Consider the following 24716-nt stretch of genomic DNA (forward strand, 5'->3'; position numbering starts at 1 on the left):
AGATCAAAAAAAGTGCAGGCCGAGTAAGGAGAAGAGGGGCGAGGAGGGCGAGCAAAGGGCGGCCAAGCCGCGCAGCGTCGCTACAAACCCGATTGGTGGCCGTTGCCGCCGCCGCGTTGGCTGCGCAGGAACAGGCGCGAGACCATGTCAGCCGTCTGGGCACGCGCCTGGGCGTCGCCCGCGTGCAGCTCGGCCATGGTGCCGTGCAGAATCTTTTGCGACAGGCCGCGTGTCAGTGCATCGAGCACCGCGTCCATGTCTTCGCCCTTGGCCAGGCGCTTTTTTGCGCGCTCGATCTCCAGCGCACGCCAGACGTCGGCCTGCGCATTGATCTGCTGGATCAAGGGCACGGCGCCGCCTTCCGGGGCGCGCTGGTCCATCCAGTGCATGAAGCGCTGTACACCTGCATCGATGATGGTTTCGGCCTGCACGACGGCCGCCTGGCGCTGCTCCTGGCCGGCCTTGACCACATGGGCCAGGTCGTCCACGGTGTAGAGGTAGACATCGCCCAGGTTCTTGACCTCGCCCTCGATATCGCGGGGGACGGCCAGGTCCACCATGAAGATCGGGCGGCGCTTGCGTTTTTTCAGCGCGCTCTCGACCGCGCCCAGGCCGATGATCGGCAGGCTCGATGCGGTGCAGCTGATGATGGCGTCGTATTCGTGCAGGTGGTCGGGCAGATCGGCCAGGCGCATGGTGCTGGCGCCAAAGTGGCCCGCCAGTTTTTCGCCGCGCTCCAAGGTGCGGTTGGCCACTGTGATGTGGGCCGGCTGCTTGGCCGCGAAATGGGTGGCGCACAGCTCAATCATCTCGCCAGCGCCAACAAACAGCACGCGGATCTTGGTGAGGTCTTCAAACAGCTGGCCGGCCAGGCGCACGGCAGCAGCGGCCATGCTGATGCTGTGCGCGCCAATTTCGGTGGCGCTGCGCACTTCCTTGGCGACGGCAAAGCTGCGCTGGAACAGCTGGTTGAGCGTGGTGCCCAGCGAGCCGGCTTCTTCAGCCGCACGCACGGCGTTCTTCATCTGGCCCAGGATCTGGGCCTCGCCCAGCACCATCGAGTCCAGCCCACTGGCGACGCGAAAAGCGTGGCGGGCGGCCAGGTCGTTTTGCAGGGTGTAGGTGTAGTTTTTCAGCGCCTCGGCGGGCAGGTCGCCGCTTTGGGCCAGCCAGCGCAGGGTGTGGTCAAGCGCCGGCTCTTGGGCGGCGCAGTAGATCTCGGTGCGGTTGCAGGTGGACAGGATGGCGGTTTCCACACCGGCGTGGCTATGCACACCCGAGATCGTGCTGCGCAAACTCTGCAAAGTTGGCGCAATCTTGTCGAGTGCAAATGCAAACCGGCCGCGAATGTCGACCGGTGCCGTCGTGTGGTTGATGCCCAGGGCCCAAACTGCCATGCCAGGGATTATAAAATCTCTGTAAATCCATTGCTTGTCGTATCAGTACCAGCTTGACTTATATCAACCTGTCCGCTCCATGCTTGCCACCACCAGCCTCTGGCATCTGCTGAACTTCTGTGCCCCGGCCGCCTTTTTGGCGCTGCTGCTGGTGCTTGCCCGCTGGCTGTTTGCACACAAGGCCACGCCGCTGCTGCCCTGGTATGGCCAGCTGGCGCTGCATTTTCTGGTCGGCTGCGCTGCGCTCTTTGTCGCGCTGCTGTGGCAGGGCCGCGACGGCAGCCTGATGGGCTATGCGCTTTTGGTGATGGCACTGGCCAGCAGCCAGTGGGTGGTGCTGGGTGGCTGGCGGCGTTGATACCGAGGCTCTTATTATTTTCTGCGGCGCTTGCTATACGTTTCTTTACAATTCAGACATAATTGTGGGATGACCACCACAACGCCTTTGTCTGGCCACCGCTCCCGGTGGCTTTTCTGTATCTGCTGCCTCGTGGTGGGCGCGGCAGCTGCGGTGCTGGTCTGGGGCTCGCAGGCCTTGCTATTTGCCGATACCAATGATTTCCAGCGCGTGGTGGGTCACCTCTACCTGACGCCCATGGGTGATGGCATCCACTGGGCGCTGCCCGATCGGCCCTTTCGCACACCGGGCAATCCGGAGCTGGCCTCGCACATGTTCACTTTTGCCGGCTGGGTGCAGCGCTTTATGCCCGGGAATATGTTTGACCTCGCGCGCACGGCGCTGGCGGCCAAGCTGCTGCTGCTTGCCTGTGCCGCTGTGCTGGCCTGGCAATGCGCGGCGGCGCTGCAGCGTGGCGCGCTGGGCTGGTCGGCCATGGCGCTGGCCTGGCTGGCCGTGTTCTTCATGGCACACAACATCGGCATGGCCCAATCCTTTTATGCCGAATACGCCTGTCTGATCGCGCTGCCGCTGCTGCTGCTGGGCCTGCTGGCCTCGCGCCGGGCTGTGCGGATGGTCGGACTGGGCCTGGGGGCGCTGGTGTGCGGCCTGGCCAAGGTGCAGTATTTCTATGTGCCGCTGCTGGCGCTGTTGTGCGTCTGGGCGGGCGCCCGCTGGCAGCGCATGCTGCCCGACAAGGGGCTGCTCAAGCTGCTGCTGGCGGTACAGGTGCTGTGCCTGGTGCCCTTGCTGATCGGCAAGAATGCGAGCCTCAATGCCTACCATGGCGTCTACCTGGGCTCGTACATGGTGCTCACACCCGGGCAGCTCGATGGCCTGGGCGTGCCGGCCGAGCGCCGGGACTGCATCGGTGTCGATGCCTGGGGCAATGCACTCTCGGGCCTCGGCGGCACCCAGGTGCAGCACACAGATCGCGATTGCTACCCCGTCACGCCCAAGCTGGGCAAGGGCGATGTGCTGCGGCCTTATCTGCACTATCCGCTGACCCTGTGGCGCCTGGCCCGCTTTGCGCTGCCCAGCCATTTCACCGTGCAGTACTTCCATGTGTTTCCCGGTAACTTCTACCTCCATCGCCACGACGGCGGTGCCCAACCAGTCACCGACCTGCTGCTGCGCATGAGCGCGCAGCGCGACCGCATCGTCACGCCGCTGGCGCCCCTCTTCCTGCTGGCGGCACTGGCACTGTTTGCGGCCAGCCGCAGCCGCCAGGCCGGCCGCTTGCGGCCTCTGGCGGTGGGCAGCTTGCTGCTGGCGCTCCTGGTGGTCTCGCAGGTCATCATCGTGATGCTGGGCGAAGGCGTGCGCGATATGAGCAAGCACCTGTGGGCCGCGCAGCTGGCGCTGGACATGCTGGTGCTGCTCGTGGCCGTGCAAGGCCTGGGCTGGCTGGGGCTGTGGTGGCGGCGCAAGGCAGCGCGCGCTGCCGAGGCGACTGCAACTACCGCCTGACGGGTGCGGCGTCAATCCGAAAAAATGAGAGACAGGCGCTGGTTGTAGAAGCGGGGTGTGCCGGTCATGATGGGTCTGTGCAGGCTGCGTTCGCACGGCCTGCCTCTCTACCGATAACAAACCCAAGGAGACAGACCATGAAGTACATTGCACACGCCTGCCTGGCAGCCATCACGGGGCTGGCGTTCAGCGCCGCGGCCCAGGCGCAGCAGCCTTTTCCGACCAAGCCCGTGCGCGTGGTCATCGGCTTTCCCGCTGGCGGCCCGCTGGACCAGCATGCCCGCCTGCTGACCGACAAGCTCCAGGGCGTGCTGGGCCAGCCCATCATCGTTGACTACAAGCCTGGTGCCGGTGGCGCAGTCGGGGCGCAGGATGTCATGAAGGCGCCAGCCGATGGCTATACCTTGATGCTGGCCAATACCGGTGTGATGGTGATCAACCCTGCGCTCTACCCCAAGTTGCCCTACAGCACCTTGCGCGATTTCACACCGGTGGCGCGCACGGCCATGCAGCCCTTGGCCCTGCTGGTCAACAACAAGGTGCCGGCCAAGAACCTGCAGGAGTTCATCAGCTACGCCAAGGCCCACCCGGGCAAGGTCAACTTTGGCTCGGCCGGCAATGGCGGCATCAGCCACCTGGTGCCCGAGATGTTCAAGAGCGCCACCGGACTGGACCTGGTGCATATCCCCTACAAGGGCAGTGCGCCGGCCTTTACCGATCTGGTGGGCGGCCAGGTGCAGTTCATGGCCGAGAGCATTCCGCAGGCCGCTGCCTACCACAAGCAGGGCAAGGTGCGTGCGCTGGCCGTCACCAGCAAGGAGCGCAACCCGGCGCTGCCCGAGGTGCCCACTGCTATTGAAAGCGGGCTCAAGGGTTTTGAGGTCGTGGGCTTCTATGGCTTTCTCGCACCCGCAGGTACGCCCAAAGCGGTGGTGAACCAGCTCAGCGCCGCCTTTGGCCAGGTGATGCAGATGCCCGATGTGCGCGGGCGCATGGTGGAGCAGGGCGCGGACCCCGCCTTTCTCGGTGCCGAGGCGTTCAGCCAGTTCCTGGCTGGCGAGATGCCGCGCTGGGCCGAGGCGGTCAAGGCCTCGGGCACCAAGATGGACTGACACAGCAGGCCCATCGCAAAAAGCCCGGTATGACCGGGCTTTTGTATAGCTATAAAAAATATAGCATCTAGCGCACTTAGTGTTTCAAAGCCGTGGGCCATCCTGGGCCGGGCTGAACAGGTCCACCCGGTCGGTGATGATGCCGTCGGTGCCCAGGTCGATCAGGCGCTGCGCGGCCCATTCGTCGTTGACGGTGTAGCTGCTGCAGTAGAGGCCTGCGGCATGGACCTTGGCCACCAACGCGGCATCCCAGAGCGCATGGTTGAGCACCAGCGCCTGGCAGCCCAGTTCCAGCGCCAGTTGCAGCTCGGCGTCACCGCTGCCATCGGCCAGCTTGTCGACCAGCAGGCCGCGTGGGATATGCGCTGCCACTTCGCGGGCGCCGCGCAGCGAATCGGCCTTGAACGAGGTAAAGAGCGGCGGCACCACGGTTTGCGGCCAGATGCGGTTCATCAGCGCACCGGCGGCACGGCCTGTTTCCAGCTCCTGGCCGGGCGTGGGCTTGATCTCGACATTGAGAAAGAGCTGGTTGGCCAGGCACCAGCGGGCCAGCGCCTCGAGGGTGGGCAGGTTCTCGCCCGCATGGCTGCGCGAATGCCAGCTGCCGGCATCGAGCTGGGCGAGCTCACCCATGCTCAGGTCGCTGCCCGTGCCCTGGGCATTGGTGGTGCGTTTCAGGTCCGCATCGTGCATCAGAAACAGCACGCCGTCGCGGCTGAGCTTGGCATCGCACTCGAACATGCGGTAGCCGTGCGCGGCGCCCAGGCGGAAGGCGCTCATGGTGTTCTCAGGCGCCAGTTTGCCTGCGCCGCGGTGGGCCACCCAGCGTGGATAGGGCCAGTTGCTAGAAAGCGTCATATCAATCTCGATGAGAAAAAAGAAAAGCGCCACAAGTGCTGCACTTGGGCGCTGGTGTTCAAGCGTTCAGGTCGGGAGCCAAGGCGTGGCCGTTGTGCTCATCGCCTTGCCACGCTCAGATGCGCTTGCCGGTATCCGCATTGAACCAGTGCAGGCGGTCTTCGCGTGCGCTGATGCGCGCCACTTCACCGGGCTTGGGGAAGGGCGTGCCTTCTTCCACCCGCACGGTGACCTGCTCGCCGCCCACTTTGCCGTACAGCAGGCGCTCGGCGCCCAGCAGTTCCACGGTTTCCACCTGGAATTCCCAGCCGCCCGAGTCCACCAGGTCGATGTGCTCAGGGCGGATGCCCAGGATCTGGCCGGCCTTGCCATTGGCAGAATTTTTCAGCAGGTTCATCGGCGGCGAGCCGATGAAGCCGGCCACAAAGGTCGAGGCAGGGGTGTGGTAGACCTCTTCGGGCGTGCCGAACTGCTCGACATTGCCACCGTTCATCACGATCATGCGCTGGGCCAGCGTCATCGCTTCGACCTGGTCGTGGGTCACGAACAGGCTGGTGATGCCCAGCTCGGCGTGGAGCTTCTGGATTTCGATGCGGGTCTGGCCGCGCAGCTTGGCGTCCAGGTTGGACAGCGGCTCGTCAAACAGGAAGACCTGGGGCTGGCGCACGATGGCGCGGCCCATGGCCACGCGCTGGCGCTGGCCGCCCGACAGCTGGCGCGGCTTGCGGTCCAGCAGGTGCGACAGCTCCAGGATCTTGGCAGCCTTGTCCACGCGGCGCTTGATCTCGTCCTCGGGCACCTTGGCGAGCTTCAGGCCATAGGCCATGTTCTCGTAGTTGCTCATGTGCGGGTAGAGCGCGTAGTTCTGGAACACCATGGCGATGTTGCGCTTGGCGGGCTCGAGGTTGTTGACGATCTTGTCGCCAATCATCAGGTCACCGCCGGTGATTTCTTCGAGGCCGGCAATCATGCGCAGCAGGGTCGACTTGCCGCAGCCCGAGGGGCCCACCAGAACGATGAATTCACCGTCCTTGATTTCGGCATTGACGCCATGGATCACGGGCACGGCCGATTTGCCGGTGCCGTAGCGTTTGACAATATTCTTGAGAGAGATGGAAGCCATAAGAAGGTTTCGTTGTATCGGTCAAAGATGGTGGAGGGACAAGATGGCGAGGGGTTACTTTTCGGTATCCACCAGACCTTTGACAAACCACTTTTGCATCAGCATCACCACCAGGGTCGGTGGCAGCATGGCCAGGATGGCCGTGGCCATCACGATATTCCAGTCCACAGCGGCTTCGCCACCGGCCAGCATGCGCTTGATGCCGATCACCACAGGGTACATGTCTTCCGAGGTGGTCATCAGCAAGGGCCACAGGTACTGGTTCCAGCCGTAGATGAACTGGATCACGAACAGCGCAGCGATCGAGGTGCGCGACAGCGGCACCAGGATGTCCTTGAAAAAGCGCATCGCGCCCGCGCCATCGATGCGTGCGGCTTCCACCAGCTCATCGGGTACCGTCAGGAAGAACTGGCGGAACAGGAAGGTGGCGGTGGCCGAGGCGATCAGCGGCAAGGTCAGGCCGGCATAGCTGTTGAGCAGGCCCAGTTCCGCCACGACCTTGTAGGTGGGCAGAATCCGCACTTCAACGGGCAGCATCAGCGTGAGGAAAATCGCCCAGAAGCAGATCATCTTGAAGGGGAAGCGGAAGTAGACGATGGCAAAGGCCGACAGCAGCGAGATCGCGATCTTGCCGACGGTGATGATCATCGCCACCCAGAAGCTCACCCACATCATGTGCATGACGTTGGTGTTGGAGCCCAGCTTGCCCGAACCAAACAGCGCGGCCTGGTAGTTCTCCCAGAGGTGGGCGCCAGGCAGCAGCGGCATGGGGGACTGCACGATCGCGTCCGCCGTGTGGGTCGATGCGATGAAGGCCAGGTACAGCGGGAATGCCACAATCGCCACGCCGAGCACCAGCACGGCGTGCGAGAAGAAATTGAGCCAGGGATTGCGGTCAACCATGATCAGTACTGCACTTTCTTTTCAACATAGCGGAACTGCACCACGGTCAGCACAATGACGATCAGCATCAGCACGACGGACTGCGCTGCAGAGCCGCCCAGATCCAGCGCCTTGAAGCCGTCCTGGTAGACCTTGTAGACCAGGATCGAGGTCGATTGGCCAGGGCCGCCTTGCGTTGCCGCATCGATGATGCCGAAGGTGTCGAAAAACGCGTACACGATGTTGATCACCAGCAGGAAGAAGGTGGTGGGCGAGAGCAGCGGCAGCTGGATGTTCCAGAAACGGCGCCAGGGGCTGGCACCATCGATCGATGCCGCTTCGATCAGCGCCTTGGGGATGGACTGCAGGCCCGCGAGGAAGAACAGGAAGTTGTAGGAAATCTGCTTCCACACCGAGGCCATGACGATCAGCGCCATCGCCTGGTTGTCATTCATCATGTGGTTCCAGTTGTAGCCCAGCTTGCCCAGGTAATAGGTGACCACGCCGATGGATGGCGAGAACAGAAACACCCACAGCACGCCGGCAATGACAGGTGCGACGGCATAGGGCACGATCAGCAAGGTCTTGTAGACCATCGCAAAGCGCACGATGCGGTCGGCAAAGATGGCCAGCACCAGCGAGATGGCAATGCCCGCGCCTGCGACCAGCACCGAGAACATGGCGGTGCGCTTGAAGGAATTCAGGTAGGTGGGGTCGGCGAACAGGTTGCGGAAATTATCCAGCCCCACCCATTCGGTGCTCATGCCGAAGGCGTCTTCCATCTGGAAGGACTGCAGCACAGCCTGGCCAGCGGGCCAGAAAAAGAAAATGCCAATGATCAGCAACTGCGGTGCAATCAACACCCAGGGCAGCCATTTAGAGCGGAAAAGTACGCGTTTTTCCATGATGGAGCTCAAAAACAAAAAAACCGCCGGGGCTGAGGGCAGCCGCCGGGCGATGGCTCATCGACTGCGCCCGCCCTACGCGTGCAGGGTGGGCGCATGTGATGAAAGGATTAAGGCTTGTACGACTTTTCGAAGCGGGCCAGCAGTTCGTTGCCGCGGGACACGATGGAGTCCAGGGCTTCCTTGCCGGTCTTCTTGCCAGCCCAGACCTGTTCGAGTTCTTCGTCCTCGATGGTGCGGATCTGTACGTAGTTGCCCAGGCGGATACCACGCGAGTTGTCGGTCACCTTGCGGATCATCTGGGTCACAGCGGTGTCGGTGCCAGGGTTCTTTTGGTAGAAGCCGGACTTCTCGGTCAGGTCATACGCGGCCATCGTCACAGGCAGGTAGCCGGTGCGCTGGTGCGAAGCGGCCTGCACCTTGGTTTGCGAGAGGAATTCGAAGAACTTGGCCACGCCCTTGTATTCTTCGGACTTCTTGCCAGCCATCACCCACAGCGATGCGCCACCGATCACGGTGTTCTGAGGCGCGCCCTTGACGTCAGGGTAGTAAGGCAGGGGTGCCAGCGCATAGGCAAACTTGGCGTTCTTGGCCACGTCGCCGTAGAAACCGGACGAGGTCTGGATCATCGCGCATTCACCCGCGGTGAACGAAGCCTGGGCGGTGGAGGCACGGCCCTTGTAGACAAACTCACCGGCCTTGGCCGCAGCGGCCAGGTTGTCGATGTGCTTGACGTGCAGGGGCGAGTTGAGCTTCAGGCGGGCCTTGTAGCCGTTGGCGCTCAAACCGTTTTGTTCGGTCGCGAACTCGACGTTGTGCCAGGTGGAGAAGGACTCCAGCTGGGTCCAGCCTTGCCAGGCCAGCGTCATCGGGCAGCTGTGGCCGCTTTCCTTGAGCTTCTTGGCAGCAGCGAACACTTCAGGCCAGGTGGTGGGCGCCTTTTCCGCGTCCAGACCGGCCTTCTTGAAGGCGTCCTTGTTGTAGTAGAAGATGGTCGTCGAGCTGTTGAACGGGAAGCTCAGCATCTGGCCGTTAGGTGCGGTGTAGTAACCGGCCACGGCTGGGATGTAGGCCTTGGGGTCGAAGGACACGCCGGCGTCGGACATCACCTTACCCACGGGCACGGTGGCGCCCTTGGAGGCCATCATCGTGGCGGTGCCCACTTCAAACACTTGCAGGATGTGGGGCGCATTGCCCGAGCGGAAGGCTGCAATCGCTGCCGTCATCGACTCGTCGTACACACCCTTGAAGGTTGGCACAACCTTGTATTCCTTCTGGCTGTCGTTGAACTCCTTGGCCAGGTCGTTGACCCATTCGTTGTTCACGGCGGTCATGGAGTGCCACCATTGGATCTCGGTGACGGCATGGGCGGACAGGCTGGTAGTGGCTGCAATACCGGCAGCGATGACCAAACGCTTGAAGTGCATGAATGCTCCTAGGGGTTTATAAAACGCTCAAAAACGAATCGTATGTGGCGTTTGTGAATGTTCTGTGACGTTGTGGCATATCCGCTGGTTTTAGGCAACTGGGGAAAGCCAGCGCCCGTCCGCACAGCGTCAACAAATACAAGGCGTTACGATTGTAGTTCAGCCGCCATTCGTATTCGAGAGAAAAGTGTAACCTTAGGGGTTTAGACGCGACAGCGCTTTGGGGTTGTCACATGGGACTGTCAAACAGTTGTGGTAGAGGCGGGTGCGGGGTTCGAAATGCTCAATTTCGATCAAATAAGAAAAAATAGGAAAAAGTACGCGCTGACGCCGGCGGGTACTGGGATGGGCTCAAGACCGTCTGGTGCAGTGCGGCAAAGCCAGACTGCGGCGTACCATGTTTTAAAACGGGCAGCCATGGGTGCAAGCCCGGTGTCATAAAATCGGTGGCCCCACTGCTTACCCATAAAAGGGAGCGCCCGCTCCCGTACAGGTCCCCACACATGAACGCACCGATTGCGCTGGCAAGCTTGCAAGCACAGGTTGACGGGCCCGCCCGTCTCCGCGAGATCCCCTACAACTACACCTCGTTCTCTGACCGCGAAATCGTCATTCGCCTGCTGGGCGCTCAGGCCTGGGATCTGCTCGACCAGCTGCGCCAGGAGCGCAAGACGGGCCGCTCGGCGCGCATGCTCTACGAGGTCATGGGGGATATCTGGGTGGTGCAGCGCAACCCCTACCTGCAAGACGACCTGCTGCACAACCCGGGCCGCCGCAAGCAGCTGGTGGAAGCGCTGGAGCACCGCCTGGCCGAAGTGCAAAAGCGCCGCGCGCCCGCCGAGGACCCGGCGCGCGATGCACTGGTGGGGCAGCTGATTGCCGCAGCGCAGGTGGCGGTGTCCGAGTTCGACACCACCTTGCAGGAGGCGACCGAGCTGCGCCGCAAGGTGCAGCGCACCTTCAAACCGCTCACCGCCAAGGACAACGTCAAGTTTGACGGCCTCTCGCGCGTGAGCCATGTGACCGATGCGACCGACTGGCGCGTCGAATACCCGTTTGTCGTGCTGACGCCCGATACCGAAGAGGAAATGGCCGTGCTGGTCAAGGCCTGTATCGGCCTGGGGCTGACGATTGTGCCGCGCGGCGGCGGCACCGGTTACACCGGCGGCGCGATTCCGCTGAGCTGGCGCAGTGCCGTCATCAATACCGAGAAGCTCGAGAAGATGTCCGAGGTGGAGATGGTGTCGCTGCCGGGCATCGACCACCTGGTGCCCACCGTCTGGTCGCAGGCCGGTGTCGTGACCCAGCGCGTAGCCGATGCGGCCGAGCGCGGCGGCTTTGTGTTTGCGGTCGATCCGACCTCGATCGAGGCCTCGTGCATCGGCGGCAATATCGCGATGAATGCCGGCGGCAAGAAGGCCGTGCTCTGGGGCACGGCGCTGGACAACCTGGCGAGCTGGCGCATGGTCACGCCCGATGCGCAGTGGCTGGAAGTCACGCGCCTGGACCACAACCTGGGCAAGATCCACGACGCCGAGATGGCCAGCTTCGAGCTGAAATACCTGGAGGCCGACGGCAAGACCCTGGTGCGCACCGAGCGCCTGGACATACCGGGCTACAAGTTCCGCAAGGAAGGCCTGGGCAAGGATGTGACCGACAAGTTCCTCTCGGGCCTGCCGGGCATCCAGAAAGAGGGCTGCGACGGCCTCATTACCAGCGCGCGCTGGGTGGTGCACCGCATGCCTTCGCACACCCGCACCGTCTGCCTGGAGTTCTTTGGCAATGCCAAGGATGCCGTGCCCTCGATCGTCGAGATCAAGGACTATATGTTTGGCGAGCAAAAGCGCTGCGGCGTGCTGCTGGCCGGGCTCGAGCACCTCGACGATCGCTACCTGAAGGCGGTGGGCTATGCGACCAAGAGCAAGAAGCACGGCGGCCTGCCCAAGATGGTGCTGTTTGGCGACATCGTCGGCGACAACCCCGATGAAGTGGCGCGCGTGACCAGCGAAGTGGTGCGCATCGCCAACTCGCGCAGCGGCGAAGGCTTTATCGCCATCAGCCCCGAGGCGCGCAAGAAATTCTGGCTGGACCGCAAGCGCACCGCCGCCATCAGCCGCCACACCAATGCCTTCAAGATCAATGAAGACGTGGTGATTCCGCTGCCCCGCATGGCCGAGTACACCGATGGCATCGAGCGCATCAACATCGAGCTGTCGCTGAACAACAAGATCAAGCTCTGCGACGCGCTGCACGACTTTTTTGCCAAGGGCAAGCTGCCGCTGGGTAAGCAGGATGACGCCAACGACATCCCGTCCGCCGAGCTGCTCGAAGACCGCGTCGCGCAGGCGCTGGTGCTGGTCACCGAGGTGCGCAACCGCTGGCAGGGTTGGCTCGATGGCGTGGCCGAGCAGTTCCGCCAGCTGCAGGACCACAGCCTGCGCGCCAGCTGGAAGAGCGATCTGCGCGCGCCGCTGGCCGCGATTTTTGGTGGCTCGGCCTGTAAGCCGATCATGGACGAGGTGGTGGCCATCCACCAGCGCGTGCTCAAGGGCCGCGTGTTTGTCGCGCTGCACATGCATGCGGGCGATGGCAATGTGCACACCAACCTGCCGGTCAACAGCGACGACTATGAAATGCTGACCACCGCGCATGCCGCCGTGGCCCGCATCATGGCGCTGGCGCGTAGCCTCGATGGCGTGATCTCGGGAGAGCACGGCATCGGTATCACCAAGCTGGAGTTCTTGAGCGACGACGAGCTGCGCCCCTTTGCCGAGTACAAGGCCAAGATCGACCCGCACGGCCACTTCAACAAGGGCAAGCTGCTGCGCCCCGAAGAGCGCCGTCTGCTGCTGGAGCAGACCTACGCGGGCGACAAATCGCGCAAGTCGCTGATGTATGCCGACCTGACCAATGCCTATACGCCATCGTTTGGCCTGATGGGGCATGAGTCGCTGATCATGCAGCAAAGCCATATCGGCGCGATTGCCGACTCGGTCAAGGACTGCCTGCGCTGCGGCAAGTGCAAGCCGGTCTGCGCCACCCATGTGCCGCGCGCCAATCTGCTGTACTCGCCCCGCAACAAGATTCTGGCGACCTCGCTCCTGGTCGAGGCCTTCCTCTACGAAGAGCAGACGCGCCGCGGCGTGTCGATTCGCCACTGGCAGGAGTTCGAGGATGTCTCGGACCACTGCACGGTTTGCCACAAGTGCGCCACGCCTTGCCCGGTCAAGATCGACTTTGGCGATGTGACGATGAACATGCGCAACCTGCTGCGCCAGATGGGCAAGAAGAGCTTCCGTCCGGGCAACAAGGTGGCGATGGCCATGCTCAACGCGACCAACCCGGACACCATCAAGCTGCTGCGCAAGACCATGGTGGGCGTGGGCTTCAAGGCCCAGCGCCTGGCGGTCGATGTGCTCAAGGGCTTTGGCAAGCGCCAGACCGCGCACCCGCCCGCCAGCGTGGGCGCCGCGCCGCTCAAGGAGCAGGTGATCCACTTCGTCAACAAGAAGCTGCCCGGTGGCCTGCCCAAGCAGACGGCGCGTGCGCTGCTCGATATCGAGAACAAGGACTACGTGCCCATCATCCGGGACCCCAAGACCACCACCTCCGAGACCGAGGCGGTGTTCTACTTCCCCGGATGCGGCTCCGAGCGCCTGTTCAGCCAGGTGGGCCTGGCCACGCAGGCCATGCTCTGGCATGCCGGCGTGCAGACTGTGCTGCCGCCGGGCTACCTGTGCTGCGGCTATCCCCAGCGCGGCTCGGGCCAGTTTGACAAGGCCGAGAAGATGATCACCGACAACCGGGTGCTCTTCCACCGCGTGGCCACCACCTTGAACTACCTGGACATCAAGACCGTGGTGGTGAGCTGCGGCACCTGCTACGACCAGCTCCAGGGCTACCAGTTCGACAAGATCTTCCCGGGCTGCCGCATCATCGACATCCATGAGTACCTGCTGGAAAAGGGTGTGACCCTGCAAGGCAAGAGCTCCTACCTGTACCACGACCCCTGCCACACGCCGATGAAGCAGCAGGACCCGATGAAGACCGTCAAGGCGCTGGTGGGTGACAACGTCTTGAAGAGCGAGCGCTGCTGCGGCGAATCGGGCACCTTGGGGGTTACGCGTCCCGATATCTCGACGCAGATCCGTTTCCGCAAGACCGAGGAAATCCGCAAGGGCGAAGCGCAGTTGCGCGAGTCCGGCCAGGTGCAGGCCAAGGAGAACGTCAAGATCCTCACCAGCTGCCCCAGCTGCCTGCAGGGCCTCAACCGCTACCAGGACGATCTGCAAAACGGCCTGCTCGAAGCCGACTACATCGTGGTCGAGATGGCGCGCGAGATCCTGGGTGAGAACTGGATGCCCGAGTACGTGCAGCGTGCCAACCAGGGCGGCATCGAACGGGTGCTGGTATGACGGCCGCCAACGGCAACTCCGACTCCGACTGCCCGCTGTGCCAGACCGAGGGTGGACGCCTGGTCTGGCAGGGCGCCTGGGGCGGCGCCCTGCTGCGCGTCATCCATGCCGACGAGGCCGGTTTTCCCGCGTTCTACCGCGTGGTCTGGGGCGCGCATGTGGCTGAACTCTCGGATCTGTCCGAGTCTGAGCGCCAGTGGTGCATGGACGCGGTGATGGCGGTCGAGCTGGCGCTGCGTGCGCTGGAGCCCGCACCGGCCAAGATCAACCTGGCGACCCTGGGCAATATGGTGCCGCATCTGCACTGGCATGTGATTGCGCGCTTCGCGGAGGACAGCCATTTCCCCGCACCCGTCTGGGCTTCGGCCCAGCGCCCGCGCAATGCCGGGCTGGAAGCGGCGCTGGCTGCCCAGTTGCCCGCAGCGGAGGCGCGTATGCTTGCGGCGCTGGAGCGCCTGCGTACGGCATAATTGCTATTGTTTTTGATAGCATGGCGCTGGCGCAGAGGGCCCGCCCTGCATCCGCCAAGACTGCGGCCATCGGGCCGCTGGGCCTGGTTTGCAAAGGATTGACATGGCTGGCTTGAACCACGATACCCCCACCCCCACGGCACTGACGGTGCATGGCGCAAGCCGTGTGCTGGAAGTGCAATACGCCGATGGCGCGGCGTTTCGCCTGCCATTCGAGCTGCTGCGTGTGTACTCGCCCTCGGCCGAAGTGCAGGGCCACGGCCCGGGCCAGGAAGTACTGCAGACCGGCAAGCGCGAGGTGTCCATCGTCGCGGTGGAGCCGGTGGGCAACTACGCCATCAAGCCTATCTTCTCGGATGGCCATGAAAGCGGCCTCTACAGCTGGCAGTACCTCTACGAGCTGGGCAGCCGCCAAAGCGAGCTGTGGCAGGCCTACCTGGACCGCCTGCAGGCCGCAGGTGCCGACCGCGACCAGCCCATGCCCGGCAAGGCCGGCAGCGCCTGCGGGCACCAGCACTGAGCCAGCGCTGGCCACCAGGCCCGGGTAAGGGCACTGTTATTCGGAAAAATTTTGTATTTAAAGCTATTAAAATGATAGCTTTGAATATTCGTCATCATTGGCTCTGAATGTTTTATGCATTGAACTGCATACCCTCGAATAATTCGGGGTATGGGGGTCGGACGTTACAGAGCTTGCTAGCATTCACACCATGAGTACCACCCACTTTGGATTTGAGACCGTTGACGAGAAGGACAAGGCGCGCAAGGTGCGCGGTGTGTTCGACTCGGTTGCGAGCAAATATGACGTGATGAACGACCTGATGTCCGGTGGCCTGCACCGCGTCTGGAAGCACTACACCGTCATGGTCGCCAACCTCAAGGAAGGCCAGCGCGTGCTGGACATCGCAGGCGGTACCGGTGATCTGTCCCTGGCCTTTGCCAAAAAGGTGGGCCACAGCGGCCAGGTGGTGCACACCGATATCAACGAAGCCATGCTGCGCGTGGGCCGCGACCGTCTGATCGACAAGGGCCTGAACCTGCCCACCACGGTCTGCGATGCCGAAGCCCTGCCTTTCCCGGACCAGCACTTTGACCTGGTGAGCGTGGCCTTTGGCCTGCGCAACATGACCAACAAGGACCAGGCGCTCAAGGAAATGTGCCGCGTGCTCAAGCCGCGCGGCAAGCTGCTGGTGCTGGAGTTTTCCAAGGTGGCCAAGCCGCTGGAGAAGGCCTATGACTTGTATTCCTTCCAGGTGCTACCACGTATAGGGAAGATGGTGGCGGGGGACGCCGACAGCTACCGCTACCTGGCCGAATCGATTCGCATGCATCCTGGTCAGGCAGAACTCAAGGCCATGATGCAAAAAGCAGGCTTTGGCCATGTGGACTACCACAATATGACGGCAGGGATTACCGCCTTGCATGTCGGGATCAAATGCTGAAAGAGTGAGACGCGATACCGGTCGCAAAGCCAGGCGCCTGCCCAGTGCCCAGCGCAATACAACACAACAGACCGGGGTTGCTGAGAAGCGGGCGTGGATGTAATAGCCGGCGCAAAGGCGTACCGGCCCTAACAAAACGGAGCAAATATGACAAAACTGTGGTCAGTGGTCTTGGTGGTACTGCTGGCATTTGTGCACCTCGATGCCGATGCCAAGCGCATGGGAGGTGGCAAGTCCATGGGCCAGCAGTCCGGCAATGTAACCCAGCGGCAGGCGACGCCTGCGCAAGCGCCTGGCAACAATGCCACCGCGCCTGCGCAAGCCCAGCGCCCCGCTACCCCTAACGCCGCCCCTGCGGCGCCCAAGAAGCCTTGGGGCGCGATGCTCGGCGGTCTGGCCGCTGGTCTGGGCCTGGCCTGGCTCGCCCATTCGCTGGGCTTTGGTGAAGCCTTTGCCAACATGCTGCTGATCGGCCTGGCCATCATGGCGGTGCTGGCCATCGTCGGCTTTGTGATGCGCCGCAAGGGCGCTGCTGCGGCCCAGCCTGCGCAGTCGCCTTTCGCCTTCCAGGGTGCTGGCAACGCCGCGCCGCAAGCGCCGGTCTCGGCCCCTGTTGCGCCCCAGTACAACCCCGAGAAGGTCGGCAACGACGCCTCGGCCCGCCCCTGGGAGCAGGGTGCAGCGCCTGCCGCTGCTGCGGGTGGCAGCATGATTGGCGCTGGCCTGGCTGGCGCGCAGAATTGGGGCGTGCCTGAAGGCTTCGATGCCAATGGCTTCCTGGAAGCGGCCAAGCGCAACTTCGTGACCCTGCAGTCCGCCTGGGACCGCTCGGACATCAACACCTTGCGCTCGATGATGACCGACGAGATGCTCGGCGAAGTCAAGGGCCAGTTGCAGGACCGCGAGCAGCACCGTGAAGGCGCGCAGCCCAACCAGACCGATGTGGTGATGCTCGAAGCCCAGCTGCTGGGTATCGAGGATGTCGGCAATGCCTACATGGCCAGCGTCGAGTTCTCGGGCATGATCCGCGAAGAAGCCCATGCCGGCCCCAGCCCCTTCCGCGAAGTCTGGAACATGACCAAGCCCAAGGATGGCACCAGTGGTTGGCTCGTAGCAGGCTTGCAAGCCTTGCAGTAAGCAAACCGTAAAACTCCACCGCTTTGCCTGTTAATCCTGACGACGGGCAGCGGACTTGGGGAATAATTGGGGACTATGGCAACACAGTCCCCTTTTTCTTTTCCGGGCGGCATTTTTGCGCGCATTCTGGAGTCGGCCCAACCCCCGCAGTGGCTGGTGTCGGAGGTACAGCACCGCGTGGTGCTGTTCCTCAATCACGTGCTGATGCAGGAAAGTGCGGCCATGGAGCGTCTGGTGCGCCAAAGCGGGCGCGTCGTCCAGGTGCAGTGGCGCAGCATTGTGCTGGCGCTCAAGATCACGCCCGCTGGCCTGCTGGACCTGGCAGGCGCCCAGGAAACCCCCGACCTGCGCGTGCAGGTGGTCGATGACTCGCCGCTGGCTTTGGCGCGCGGCGTCATCCAGGGCGAGAAGCCCGCCATCCGCATCGATGGCGATGTGCAGTTTGCCGCCGAGATCCAGTGGCTGGTCGACCATGTGCGCTGGGATGTGGAAGAAGACCTGGCCCGCCTGGTGGGCGATACCCCCGCGCATTGGCTGGCCCAGCTGGGCCAGCGCGTAGCGGCTGCGCTGCGCCAGTTCGTCAGCATGGGCGTGCGCACGGCGGATCGCTTTGGCGCCGGCCGCTCTGGCGCGCAGGCCCAGCCGCCTGCCCCGCCCACGCCCCCCGGCTACGCTGCGGACAGCGACCCGGCCAGCGAGCGCACTACGACATGAAGCGCTTTTTTCGCGGCTTCACCATTTTGTGGGTGGTCTGGCGCTATGGCTTGCACGACATGGTGCTGTCCAGCTTCAACCACCCCTGGCTCAAAGGCATCACCCGGGTACTGCGCATAGGCCGCAAATGGACCGAGCCGCGCGGCCAGCGCCTGCGCGAGGCGCTCGAGCAACTGGGCCCGATCTTTGTCAAGTTCGGCCAGGTGCTGTCGACCCGGCGCGATCTGCTGCCCCCCGATATCGCCGAAGAGCTGTCCCTGCTGCAGGACCGCGTGCCCTCGTTCGACCCGCGCATTGCGGTGCAGACCATCGAGCGGGCGTTCCGCAAGCCGCTGGCCGAGGTCTTTGTCAGCTTTGATGAAAAGCCCATTGCCAGCGCCTCGATTGCCCAGGTGCACTTTGCCACCATCCGCACCCGTGCGGGCGAGCTGCGCGATGTCGCCGTCAAGGTGCTGCGCCCGGGCATGCTGCCGGTGATCGACAGCGACCTGGCGCTGATGCGCACGATGGCCGAGCTGGTCGAGAAGTTCTCTGCCGATGGCAAGCGCCTCAAGCCGCGCCAGGTGGTGGCCGAGTTCGACACCTATCTGCACGACGAGCTGGACCTGATGCGCGAGGCCTCGAACGCTGCCCAGCTGCGCCGCAACATGGAAGGCCTGGACCTGGTGCTGATCCCCGAGGTGTTCTGGGATTTCTGCCACCAGGAGGTGATGGTGATGGAGCGCATGAATGGCGTGCCCATCAACCAGGTCGATACCCTGCGCGCTGCGGGTGTCGATATCCCCAAGCTCGCCCGCGATGGCGTGACCATCTTCTTCACCCAGGTGTTCCGCGATGGCTTTTTCCATGCGGACATGCACCCCGGCAATATCCAGGTCAGCCTGGAGCCCGAGAGTTTTGGCCGCTATATCTCGCTGGACTTTGGCATTGTCGGCACCTTGACCGAATTCGACAAAGAGTACCTGGCGCAGAACTTCACCGCGTTTTTCCGCCGCGACTACAAGCGCGTGGCCGAGCTGCACATCGAAAGCGGCTGGGTGCCGCCCGATACCCGGGTCGACGAGCTCGAAGCCGCCATCCGCGCGGTCTGCGAGCCGTACTTTGACCGCCCGCTCAAGGAAATTTCGCTGGGCATGGTGCTGATGCGCCTGTTCCAGACCTCGCGCCGCTTCCAGGTCGAGATCCAGCCCCAGCTGGTGCTGCTGCAAAAAACGCTGCTCAACATCGAAGGCCTGGGCCGCCAGCTCGACCCCGATCTGGACCTGTGGAGCACGGCCAAGCCGTTTCTCGAGAAATGGATGCTCGACCAGATGGGCCCCCAGCGCCTGTGGCGCGAGCTCAAATCCCAGGCGCCGCGCTACGCCAAGCTGCTGCCCGACATGCCCCGCCTGGTGCACCAGTACCTGGCGCGCAATGGCGGTGGCAGCCACCACGACGAGACGCTCAAGGAGCTGCTGGTGCAGCAGAAATTGACGAACAAGCTGCTGCAGATCATCATTTGTGGAGGCATTGGTTTTGTCCTGGGGCTGGTGGTGCTGCAAGTGCTCATCCGCATCCGACTTTTTTAAACCCCTAACCCTTACGCTTTGCAGGAGTGACAACGTGCTGCTCTACATGGTGATCGCCTACCTATTTGTAACCATTGGCGTGGGTCTGTGGGCCGCCAAACGGGTCAAGAACACCGCAGATTTCGCCGTCGCCGGCCGCCATCTGCCGCTGTTCATGATCATCACCACCACGTTTGCGACCTGGTTTGGCTCCGAGATTGTGCTGGGTGTGCCGGCCAAGTTCATCGAAGGCGGCCTGCGCAATGTGGTCGAAGACCCGTTTGGTGCTGGCATGTGCCTGATCCTGGTGGGCATGTTCTTTGCGGCCAAGCTCTACCGCATGAACCTGCTGACCATCAGCGACTACTACCGCAAGCGCTACGGCAGCGCGGTCGAGATCATCTGCTCGCTGATCATCATGCTGAGCTACCTGGGCTGGGTCTCCGCCCAGGTCACCGCGCTGGGCCTGGTGTTCAACCTGCTCTCGGGCGGCGCGGTCAGCATCCCCATGGGCATGGTGATCGGTGTGGTGTCCATCCTGGCCTATACCTTGTTTGGCGGCATGTGGTCGGTGGCGGTCACCGATTTTGTGCAGATGATCATCCTGGTGGTGGGCCTCATGGTGCTGGCCTTCTTCGCCTCGGACATGGCCGGCGGCGCCGGAAAGGTGATCGACCTGGCCACCAGCCGCGATCTGTTCCAGTTCTGGCCCGAGCCCACCTGGCATGACATCGTGTTCTTCTTTGCCGCTGCCATCACGATGATGCTGGGCTCGATCCCGCAGCAGGACGTGTTCCAGCGCGTGATGTCGGCCAACACCGAAAAGTCGGCCGTGCGCGGCACCATCATCGGTGGCTCCGCTTACATCCTGTTCGCCTTTGTGCCGATGTTCCTGGTGGCCAGCGCGCTGATCATCATGCCCGAGGCCACCTCGGCCTTGCTCAAGGACGATCCGCAAAAAGTGCTGCCCACCCTGGTGATGGAGAAGATGCCTTTTGTGATGCAGGTGCTGTTCTTTGGCGCGTTGCTGTCTGCCATCAAGTCCTGCGCATCGGCCACCTTGCTCGCCCCGAGCGTGACCTTTACCGAGAACATCTGGCGCCAGTTCCGCCCCAGGGTGAGCGACCGCGAGAACCTCAAGACCATGCGCATCAGCGTGCTCGTGTTCAGCGCCTGCGTGCTGGCCTACTCCATCCGCATGCAGGGCACCCCCATCTATGAACTGGTCTCGGGCGCCTACCAGGTGCCGCTGGTCGGCGCCTTTGTGCCCCTGGTGATGGGCCTGTACTGGAAGCGCGCGACCACCCAGGGGGCGCTGCTGGCGGTGTTCCTGGGCATCGGCATCTGGCTGGCCGGTTTGAACATGGCCTGGGGCGCGGCCTTCCCGGCCCAACTCGCGGGTGTGCTGGCCGCCTTTACGGGCATGATTGTCGGCTCGCTGGCGCCGCAAGCCATCCGCAACCAGAAGACGGACGTGCAGGCCTTTGTGGCCGATACCGCCCCCGCCGCCAGCGGCGCAGCAGTGGCGGGGCGCTGAGCGAACGGCGCTGAATGCGGGGCGTAGTGCTAAGCCTACGCCCCGGATCGGTTTTGCAACCCGCCTATAATCAAGGGTTTTCCTCCGTTTTCTTACACGCGCGATGCCTATTTACGCCTACAAGTGCAGTGCCTGCGGCTATGCCAAGGATGTTTTGCAAAAAATATCGGATGCACCGCTGACGGACTGCCCCGAGTGCAAGCAAGCCAGCTTCTCCAAGCAACTGACGGCCCCGGGGTTCCAGCTCAAGGGAACGGGTTGGTACGCCACCGATTTCAGTGGCAAGTCGGCTGCTGCGGCACCGGCCAGCGCACCTGCGGCCGACGCGGCTGCGCCCGCAGCGGCAGCAACGCCCGCACCCGCATCTGCATCTGCACCGGCTGCGAGCGGCGGCTCGGCGGTCTGAGGGCTGAGAGGTGATGGCGTCCCTGCGTAAATGGTTGCTGACTGGGCTGCTGGTCATCGTGCCGGGCGTCATCACGGTCTGGGTGCTCAACTGGATCATCGGCACGCTCGACCAGACCTTGCTGATCCTGCCGCAGCACTGGCAGCCCGACGAGGTCCTGGGCTACCATATCCCCGGTTTCGGCGTGGTGCTGACCTTGGCGATCTTGCTGATCGTCGGCGGCATTGCCAGCAATTTTGTCGGCCGCAAGCTGGTGGCCTGGGGCGATGCGCTGGTCAGCCGGATTCCGGTGGTGCGCTCGATCTACTCGAGCGTCAAACAGGTCTCCGACACCTTGTTTTCCGAGAGCGGCAATGCCTTTCGCACTGCGGTCATGGTGCAGTGGCCCCATCCGGGCATGTGGACCATTGGCTTTGTGACGGGCGCGCCCAGCGGTGAGCTGGACCAGCACCTGCACCAGGGGCCGGACAGCGCCGATACCGCTTTTGTCAGCGTCTACGTGCCCACCACGCCCAATCCGACGGGCGGCTACCTGGTGATGGTGCGCAAGAGCGACTGCATTGAATTGAACATGAGCGTGGATGCTGCGCTTAAATACATCGTCTCGATGGGGGTCGTGGCTGCGCCCGATGTCCCCACGGGGTCTAAATAACTGAGAACTAAGGCACCTTCATCGGTGCAGGAAGATTGGCTATGGCAATGCGTTCCCAATACTGCGGTCAAGTGACCGAAGCCCAAATGGGCGAAACCGTGAGCCTGTGCGGCTGGGTCAATCGCCGCCGTGACCACGGTGGTGTGATTTTCATCGACCTGCGTGACCGCGAAGGCTATGTGCAGGTGGTCTGCGATCCTGACCGCGCCGAGATGTTCAAGGTGGCCGAAGACGTGCGCAATGAGTTCTGCGTGCAGGTCAAGGGCCTGGTGCGTGCCCGTCCTGAAGGCACCACCAATGACTCGATCAAGAGCGGCAAGATCGAAGTGCTGTGCCACGAGCTGACCGTGCTCAACGCCTCGGTGACGCCTCCATTCCAGATCGACGACGAGAACCTGTCGGAGACCGTGCGCCTGACCAACCGCGTGCTGGACCTGCGCCGCCCCACGATGCAGCGCAACATGATGCTGCGCTACAAGACGGCGATCCAGGTGCGCAACTTCCTGGACAAGGAAGGCTTCATCGACATCGAAACGCCGATGCTGGGCAAGAGCACGCCCGAAGGCGCGCGTGACTACCTGGTGCCCAGCCGCGTGCACGATGGCGAATTTTTCGCGCTGCCCCAGTCGCCCCAGCTGTACAAGCAGATGCTGATGGTGGCCGGCTACGATCGCTACTACCAGATCACCAAGTGCTTCCGCGACGAAGACCTGCGTGCTGACCGCCAGCCCGAGTTCACGCAGATCGACTGCGAAACCTCGTTCCTGAACGAGGAAGAGATCCGCGCCATCTTCCAGCGCATGATCAAGGAAGTGTTCCAGACCCAGCTGAATGTGGACCTGGGCGAGTTCCCGATCATGACCTACCAGGATGCGGCCTTCCGCTTTGGCTCGGACAAGCCTGACCTGCGCGTCAAGCTCGAGTTCACCGAGCTGACCGACGTGATGAAGGACGTGGACTTCAAGGTCTTCTCGGGCGCCGCCAACATGAAGGGCGGCCGCGTGGTGGGCCTGCGTGTGCCAGGTGGTGCGCGCGAGCAGGGCGGTCTGTCGCGTGGCGACATCGATGCCTACACCGACTTCGTCAAGATCTATGGCGCCAAGGGCCTGGCCTACATCAAGGTCAACGAGCTGGCCAAGGGCCGTGACGGCCTGCAGTCGCCCATCGTCAAGAACATCCATGACGCCGCGATTGCCGAGATCCTCAAGCGCACCGAAGCGCAAGACGGCGACCTGATCTTCTTTGGCGCCGACAAAGAAAAGATCGTCAACGACGCCATCGGCGCGCTGCGCATCAAGATCGGCCACAGCGCCTTTGGCAAGAGCACCGGCCTGTTTGAAGACCGTTGGGCACCGCTGTGGGTGGTGGACTTCCCGATGTTCGAACACGACGAGGAAAACGACCGGTGGGCGGCCGTGCACCACCCCTTCACCTCGCCCAAGGACGGCCATGAGGACCTGATGGACACCGATCCTGGCAAGTGCATTGCCAAGGCCTACGACATGGTGCTCAACGGTTGGGAACTGGGCGGTGGCTCGGTGCGTATCCACCGCGCCGATGTGCAGTCCAAGGTGTTCACCGCGCTCAAGATCAGCGCCGAAGATGCACGTGCCAAGTTCGGCTACCTGCTGGATGCGCTGCAGTACGGCGCGCCTCCCCACGGTGGCCTGGCCTTTGGTCTGGACCGTCTGATTACCTTGATGACCGGCTCCGAGTCAATCCGTGACGTGATCGCCTTCCCCAAGACCCAGCGCGCCCAGGACCTGCTGACCCAGGCCCCATCGCCAGTGGACGAAAAGCAGCTGCGCGAGTTGCACATCAAGCTGCGCAACCCTGCCGGCGCGCAGTAAGCGGACCGCGCGCTGCATGGGCCTGCCTGATGCACCGCGCCGCCACAAGGCCAAAGCCCCCGGGCTTTGGCCTTTTTTTGTCATTGTGGGGCGCTATGCTCGGCGTGACTGACAGATTGCAAAGGGTGCCCATGCAAGCGATGACTGCGACTTCCAACCGAACCGGGCGCTGGGTGCACGGTATGGCCTTGGCCGCCATCGCGCTGGCCTTGGCCGGCTGCGGTGAGAAAAAGACCGAGCTGGGCCAGGGTGGCTCCGAAGTCTCTGGCTCGGCCGGGCCGGCAGGCGGCCAGGGCGCGCATGCCAGCCTGGAGCGCTGCGACGAGCCGATCGCCACGGTGGCCTTGCTGGAGAACCCGCGCGGCTATGTGATGCCCAGCAGTGTGAACCTTCCGCCCACCCCCGTGCCGCTGGTGCGCTTGCTGATGCAGCAAAGCGGCTGCTTTCGCGTGGTGGACCGGGCCGGTGGCCTGCAGGGCACGATCCGCGAGGGCGAGCTGCAGGATGCCGGCGTGCTGCGCCCCAATGGCACGGTGCAAAAGCGCAAGGGCTATGAGGCCCAGTACACGATGGTGCCCAACCTCACCTTCAGCGAGCAGGATGCCGGCCGGGGCCTGGCGGGCATCATCGCGATGATCCCGGTGCTGCGCGATATCGCGGGCCTGGCCGGTGTGGCTGAGCAGGTCAAGTTCAAGGAGGCGCAAACGGCCCTGTTCCTGACCGACAACGAAACCACCGAGCAGGTTGCCGCGGCCACCGGCTCGGCCCGCGCGACCGACCTGGGCGTGGGCGGTGTGCTGCTGGGCCGCCTGGGGGGCGGCGCCGGCATGGGCTGGAGCAATACCAATGAGGGCAAGGTGATTGCCGCCGCCTTTCTGAACGCCCACAACCTGATGGTGCAGCAGGTGCGCCTGTTGCAGGCCAAAGCCTTGCCACCGGCCGTGGCCACCCGCAAGCCGGAGGCCCGGCGTTGAC

Annotated in this window: 21 protein-coding genes; 15 read left to right on the forward strand and 6 right to left on the reverse strand. The window is 63.2% G+C overall.

What is annotated here, in order from left to right; all coding sequences use genetic code 11:
* Positions 1-80: 80 nt before the first annotated feature.
* Positions 81-1397: a glutamyl-tRNA reductase gene (gene hemA, locus ACPEE1_RS05755; protein ID WP_021027824.1), complete on the reverse strand. Its 1317-nt coding sequence runs from the start codon at positions 1395-1397 to the stop codon at positions 81-83.
* A gap of 79 nt (positions 1398-1476) precedes the next feature.
* Between hemA and ACPEE1_RS05760 the strand changes: the two genes are divergently transcribed.
* The 3 genes from ACPEE1_RS05760 to ACPEE1_RS05770 all read left to right on the forward strand — a co-directional run bounded on the left by ACPEE1_RS05760 (position 1477) and on the right by ACPEE1_RS05770 (position 4376).
* Positions 1477-1755, forward strand: coding sequence for a hypothetical protein (locus tag ACPEE1_RS05760; RefSeq protein ID WP_116927070.1), 279 nt, complete (start codon positions 1477-1479; stop codon positions 1753-1755).
* Between the two features lie 132 nt (positions 1756-1887).
* Entirely contained in the window at positions 1888-3264 is a 1377-nt protein-coding gene (locus ACPEE1_RS05765; RefSeq protein ID WP_423935515.1) for a hypothetical protein, read from the forward strand.
* Positions 3265-3401: 137 nt separating this feature from the next.
* On the forward strand, positions 3402-4376 hold the full coding sequence (locus tag ACPEE1_RS05770; RefSeq protein WP_182343447.1) for a Bug family tripartite tricarboxylate transporter substrate binding protein: 975 nt from the start codon (positions 3402-3404) through the stop codon (positions 4374-4376).
* An 84-nt stretch (positions 4377-4460) separates the two neighbouring features.
* Here ACPEE1_RS05770 and ugpQ read toward each other — a convergent pair whose 3' ends face one another.
* From ugpQ to ugpB, 5 genes are all read right to left on the reverse strand, one after another.
* On the reverse strand, positions 4461-5234 hold the full coding sequence (ugpQ, locus tag ACPEE1_RS05775) for a glycerophosphodiester phosphodiesterase (protein ID WP_182343445.1): 774 nt from the start codon (positions 5232-5234) through the stop codon (positions 4461-4463).
* A gap of 115 nt (positions 5235-5349) precedes the next feature.
* On the reverse strand, positions 5350-6357 hold the full coding sequence (locus ACPEE1_RS05780; protein WP_116927067.1) for a sn-glycerol-3-phosphate import ATP-binding protein UgpC: 1008 nt from the start codon (positions 6355-6357) through the stop codon (positions 5350-5352).
* Positions 6358-6411: 54 nt separating this feature from the next.
* A complete protein-coding gene (ugpE, locus tag ACPEE1_RS05785; protein ID WP_116927066.1) occupies positions 6412-7260 on the reverse strand; it encodes a sn-glycerol-3-phosphate ABC transporter permease UgpE in 849 nt (282 codons plus the stop codon).
* Between the two features lie 2 nt (positions 7261-7262).
* Positions 7263-8144 (reverse strand): sn-glycerol-3-phosphate ABC transporter permease UgpA, encoded by an 882-nt coding sequence (gene ugpA / locus ACPEE1_RS05790; RefSeq protein WP_116927108.1) that lies wholly within the window; start codon positions 8142-8144, stop codon positions 7263-7265.
* A 110-nt stretch (positions 8145-8254) separates the two neighbouring features.
* Complete coding sequence (ugpB, locus tag ACPEE1_RS05795; RefSeq protein ID WP_116927065.1) at positions 8255-9571, reverse strand: sn-glycerol-3-phosphate ABC transporter substrate-binding protein UgpB; 1317 nt, start codon at positions 9569-9571, stop codon at positions 8255-8257.
* Between the two features lie 503 nt (positions 9572-10074).
* On the opposite strand from ugpB, the gene ACPEE1_RS05800 reads away from it, so the two are divergent.
* From ACPEE1_RS05800 to ACPEE1_RS05855, 12 genes are all read left to right on the forward strand, one after another.
* Positions 10075-13986, forward strand: coding sequence for a DUF3683 domain-containing protein (locus ACPEE1_RS05800; RefSeq protein WP_423935519.1), 3912 nt, complete (start codon positions 10075-10077; stop codon positions 13984-13986).
* The gene (locus tag ACPEE1_RS05805) at positions 13983-14456 is read left to right on the forward strand and encodes an HIT family protein (RefSeq protein ID WP_116927063.1); all 474 of its coding nucleotides are present in this window, start codon (positions 13983-13985) and stop codon (positions 14454-14456) included. The genes ACPEE1_RS05800 and ACPEE1_RS05805 overlap by 4 nt, the downstream gene beginning before the upstream one ends.
* A 103-nt stretch (positions 14457-14559) precedes the next feature.
* On the forward strand, positions 14560-14976 hold the full coding sequence (locus ACPEE1_RS05810) for a gamma-butyrobetaine hydroxylase-like domain-containing protein (RefSeq protein WP_116927062.1): 417 nt from the start codon (positions 14560-14562) through the stop codon (positions 14974-14976).
* A 190-nt stretch (positions 14977-15166) separates the two neighbouring features.
* Entirely contained in the window at positions 15167-15898 is a 732-nt protein-coding gene (ubiE, locus tag ACPEE1_RS05815) for a bifunctional demethylmenaquinone methyltransferase/2-methoxy-6-polyprenyl-1,4-benzoquinol methylase UbiE (protein WP_116927061.1), read from the forward strand.
* A 147-nt stretch (positions 15899-16045) separates the two neighbouring features.
* Entirely contained in the window at positions 16046-17035 is a 990-nt protein-coding gene (locus ACPEE1_RS05820) for a Tim44 domain-containing protein (protein WP_116927060.1), read from the forward strand.
* A gap of 75 nt (positions 17036-17110) precedes the next feature.
* Positions 17111-17749, forward strand: coding sequence for a hypothetical protein (locus tag ACPEE1_RS05825; protein ID WP_232539429.1), 639 nt, complete (start codon positions 17111-17113; stop codon positions 17747-17749).
* Positions 17746-19317 (forward strand): ubiquinone biosynthesis regulatory protein kinase UbiB, encoded by a 1572-nt coding sequence (gene ubiB, locus ACPEE1_RS05830; protein WP_116927059.1) that lies wholly within the window; start codon positions 17746-17748, stop codon positions 19315-19317. Before ACPEE1_RS05825 ends, ubiB begins: the two co-directional genes overlap by 4 nt.
* A 34-nt stretch (positions 19318-19351) precedes the next feature.
* Positions 19352-20833 (forward strand): sodium:solute symporter family protein, encoded by a 1482-nt coding sequence (locus tag ACPEE1_RS05835; protein WP_116927058.1) that lies wholly within the window; start codon positions 19352-19354, stop codon positions 20831-20833.
* A gap of 103 nt (positions 20834-20936) precedes the next feature.
* A complete protein-coding gene (locus ACPEE1_RS05840) occupies positions 20937-21239 on the forward strand; it encodes an FmdB family zinc ribbon protein (protein WP_182343439.1) in 303 nt (100 codons plus the stop codon).
* Between the two features lie 13 nt (positions 21240-21252).
* The gene (locus ACPEE1_RS05845) at positions 21253-21891 is read left to right on the forward strand and encodes a DUF502 domain-containing protein (RefSeq protein ID WP_116927056.1); all 639 of its coding nucleotides are present in this window, start codon (positions 21253-21255) and stop codon (positions 21889-21891) included.
* 41 nt (positions 21892-21932) lie between these two features.
* Complete coding sequence (gene aspS / locus ACPEE1_RS05850; protein ID WP_116927055.1) at positions 21933-23741, forward strand: aspartate--tRNA ligase; 1809 nt, start codon at positions 21933-21935, stop codon at positions 23739-23741.
* Between the two features lie 140 nt (positions 23742-23881).
* The gene (locus tag ACPEE1_RS05855; protein WP_116927107.1) at positions 23882-24715 is read left to right on the forward strand and encodes a CsgG/HfaB family protein; all 834 of its coding nucleotides are present in this window, start codon (positions 23882-23884) and stop codon (positions 24713-24715) included.
* Position 24716 lies beyond the last annotated feature (1 nt).

The organism is Comamonas sp. 23 (assembly GCF_049601575.1).
Classification (GTDB): Bacteria; Pseudomonadota; Gammaproteobacteria; order Burkholderiales; family Burkholderiaceae_C; genus Comamonas; species Comamonas squillarum.

Bases quoted from the DNA above. Each gene is read 5' to 3' on its own strand.
- ACPEE1_RS05855 (WP_116927107.1), top strand. From the start codon at position 23,882: ATGACTGCGACTTCCAACCGAACCGGGCGCTGGGTGCACGGTATGGCC.
- ugpQ (WP_182343445.1), bottom strand. From the start codon at position 5,234: ATGACGCTTTCTAGCAACTGGCCCTATCCACGCTGGGTGGCCCACCGC.
- ACPEE1_RS05770 (WP_182343447.1), top strand. From the start codon at position 3,402: ATGAAGTACATTGCACACGCCTGCCTGGCAGCCATCACGGGGCTGGCG.
- ACPEE1_RS05805 (WP_116927063.1), top strand. From the start codon at position 13,983: ATGACGGCCGCCAACGGCAACTCCGACTCCGACTGCCCGCTGTGCCAG.
- ACPEE1_RS05825 (WP_232539429.1), top strand. From the start codon at position 17,111: ATGGCAACACAGTCCCCTTTTTCTTTTCCGGGCGGCATTTTTGCGCGC.
- aspS (WP_116927055.1), top strand. From the start codon at position 21,933: ATGGCAATGCGTTCCCAATACTGCGGTCAAGTGACCGAAGCCCAAATG.
- ugpB (WP_116927065.1), bottom strand. From the start codon at position 9,571: ATGCACTTCAAGCGTTTGGTCATCGCTGCCGGTATTGCAGCCACTACC.
- ACPEE1_RS05780 (WP_116927067.1), bottom strand. From the start codon at position 6,357: ATGGCTTCCATCTCTCTCAAGAATATTGTCAAACGCTACGGCACCGGC.
- ACPEE1_RS05800 (WP_423935519.1), top strand. From the start codon at position 10,075: ATGAACGCACCGATTGCGCTGGCAAGCTTGCAAGCACAGGTTGACGGG.
- hemA (WP_021027824.1), bottom strand. From the start codon at position 1,397: ATGGCAGTTTGGGCCCTGGGCATCAACCACACGACGGCACCGGTCGAC.
- ACPEE1_RS05820 (WP_116927060.1), top strand. From the start codon at position 16,046: ATGACAAAACTGTGGTCAGTGGTCTTGGTGGTACTGCTGGCATTTGTG.
- ubiE (WP_116927061.1), top strand. From the start codon at position 15,167: ATGAGTACCACCCACTTTGGATTTGAGACCGTTGACGAGAAGGACAAG.
- ugpA (WP_116927108.1), bottom strand. From the start codon at position 8,144: ATGGAAAAACGCGTACTTTTCCGCTCTAAATGGCTGCCCTGGGTGTTG.
- ACPEE1_RS05845 (WP_116927056.1), top strand. From the start codon at position 21,253: ATGGCGTCCCTGCGTAAATGGTTGCTGACTGGGCTGCTGGTCATCGTG.
- ACPEE1_RS05760 (WP_116927070.1), top strand. From the start codon at position 1,477: ATGCTTGCCACCACCAGCCTCTGGCATCTGCTGAACTTCTGTGCCCCG.
- ACPEE1_RS05810 (WP_116927062.1), top strand. From the start codon at position 14,560: ATGGCTGGCTTGAACCACGATACCCCCACCCCCACGGCACTGACGGTG.
- ACPEE1_RS05840 (WP_182343439.1), top strand. From the start codon at position 20,937: ATGCCTATTTACGCCTACAAGTGCAGTGCCTGCGGCTATGCCAAGGAT.
- ugpE (WP_116927066.1), bottom strand. From the start codon at position 7,260: ATGGTTGACCGCAATCCCTGGCTCAATTTCTTCTCGCACGCCGTGCTG.
- ubiB (WP_116927059.1), top strand. From the start codon at position 17,746: ATGAAGCGCTTTTTTCGCGGCTTCACCATTTTGTGGGTGGTCTGGCGC.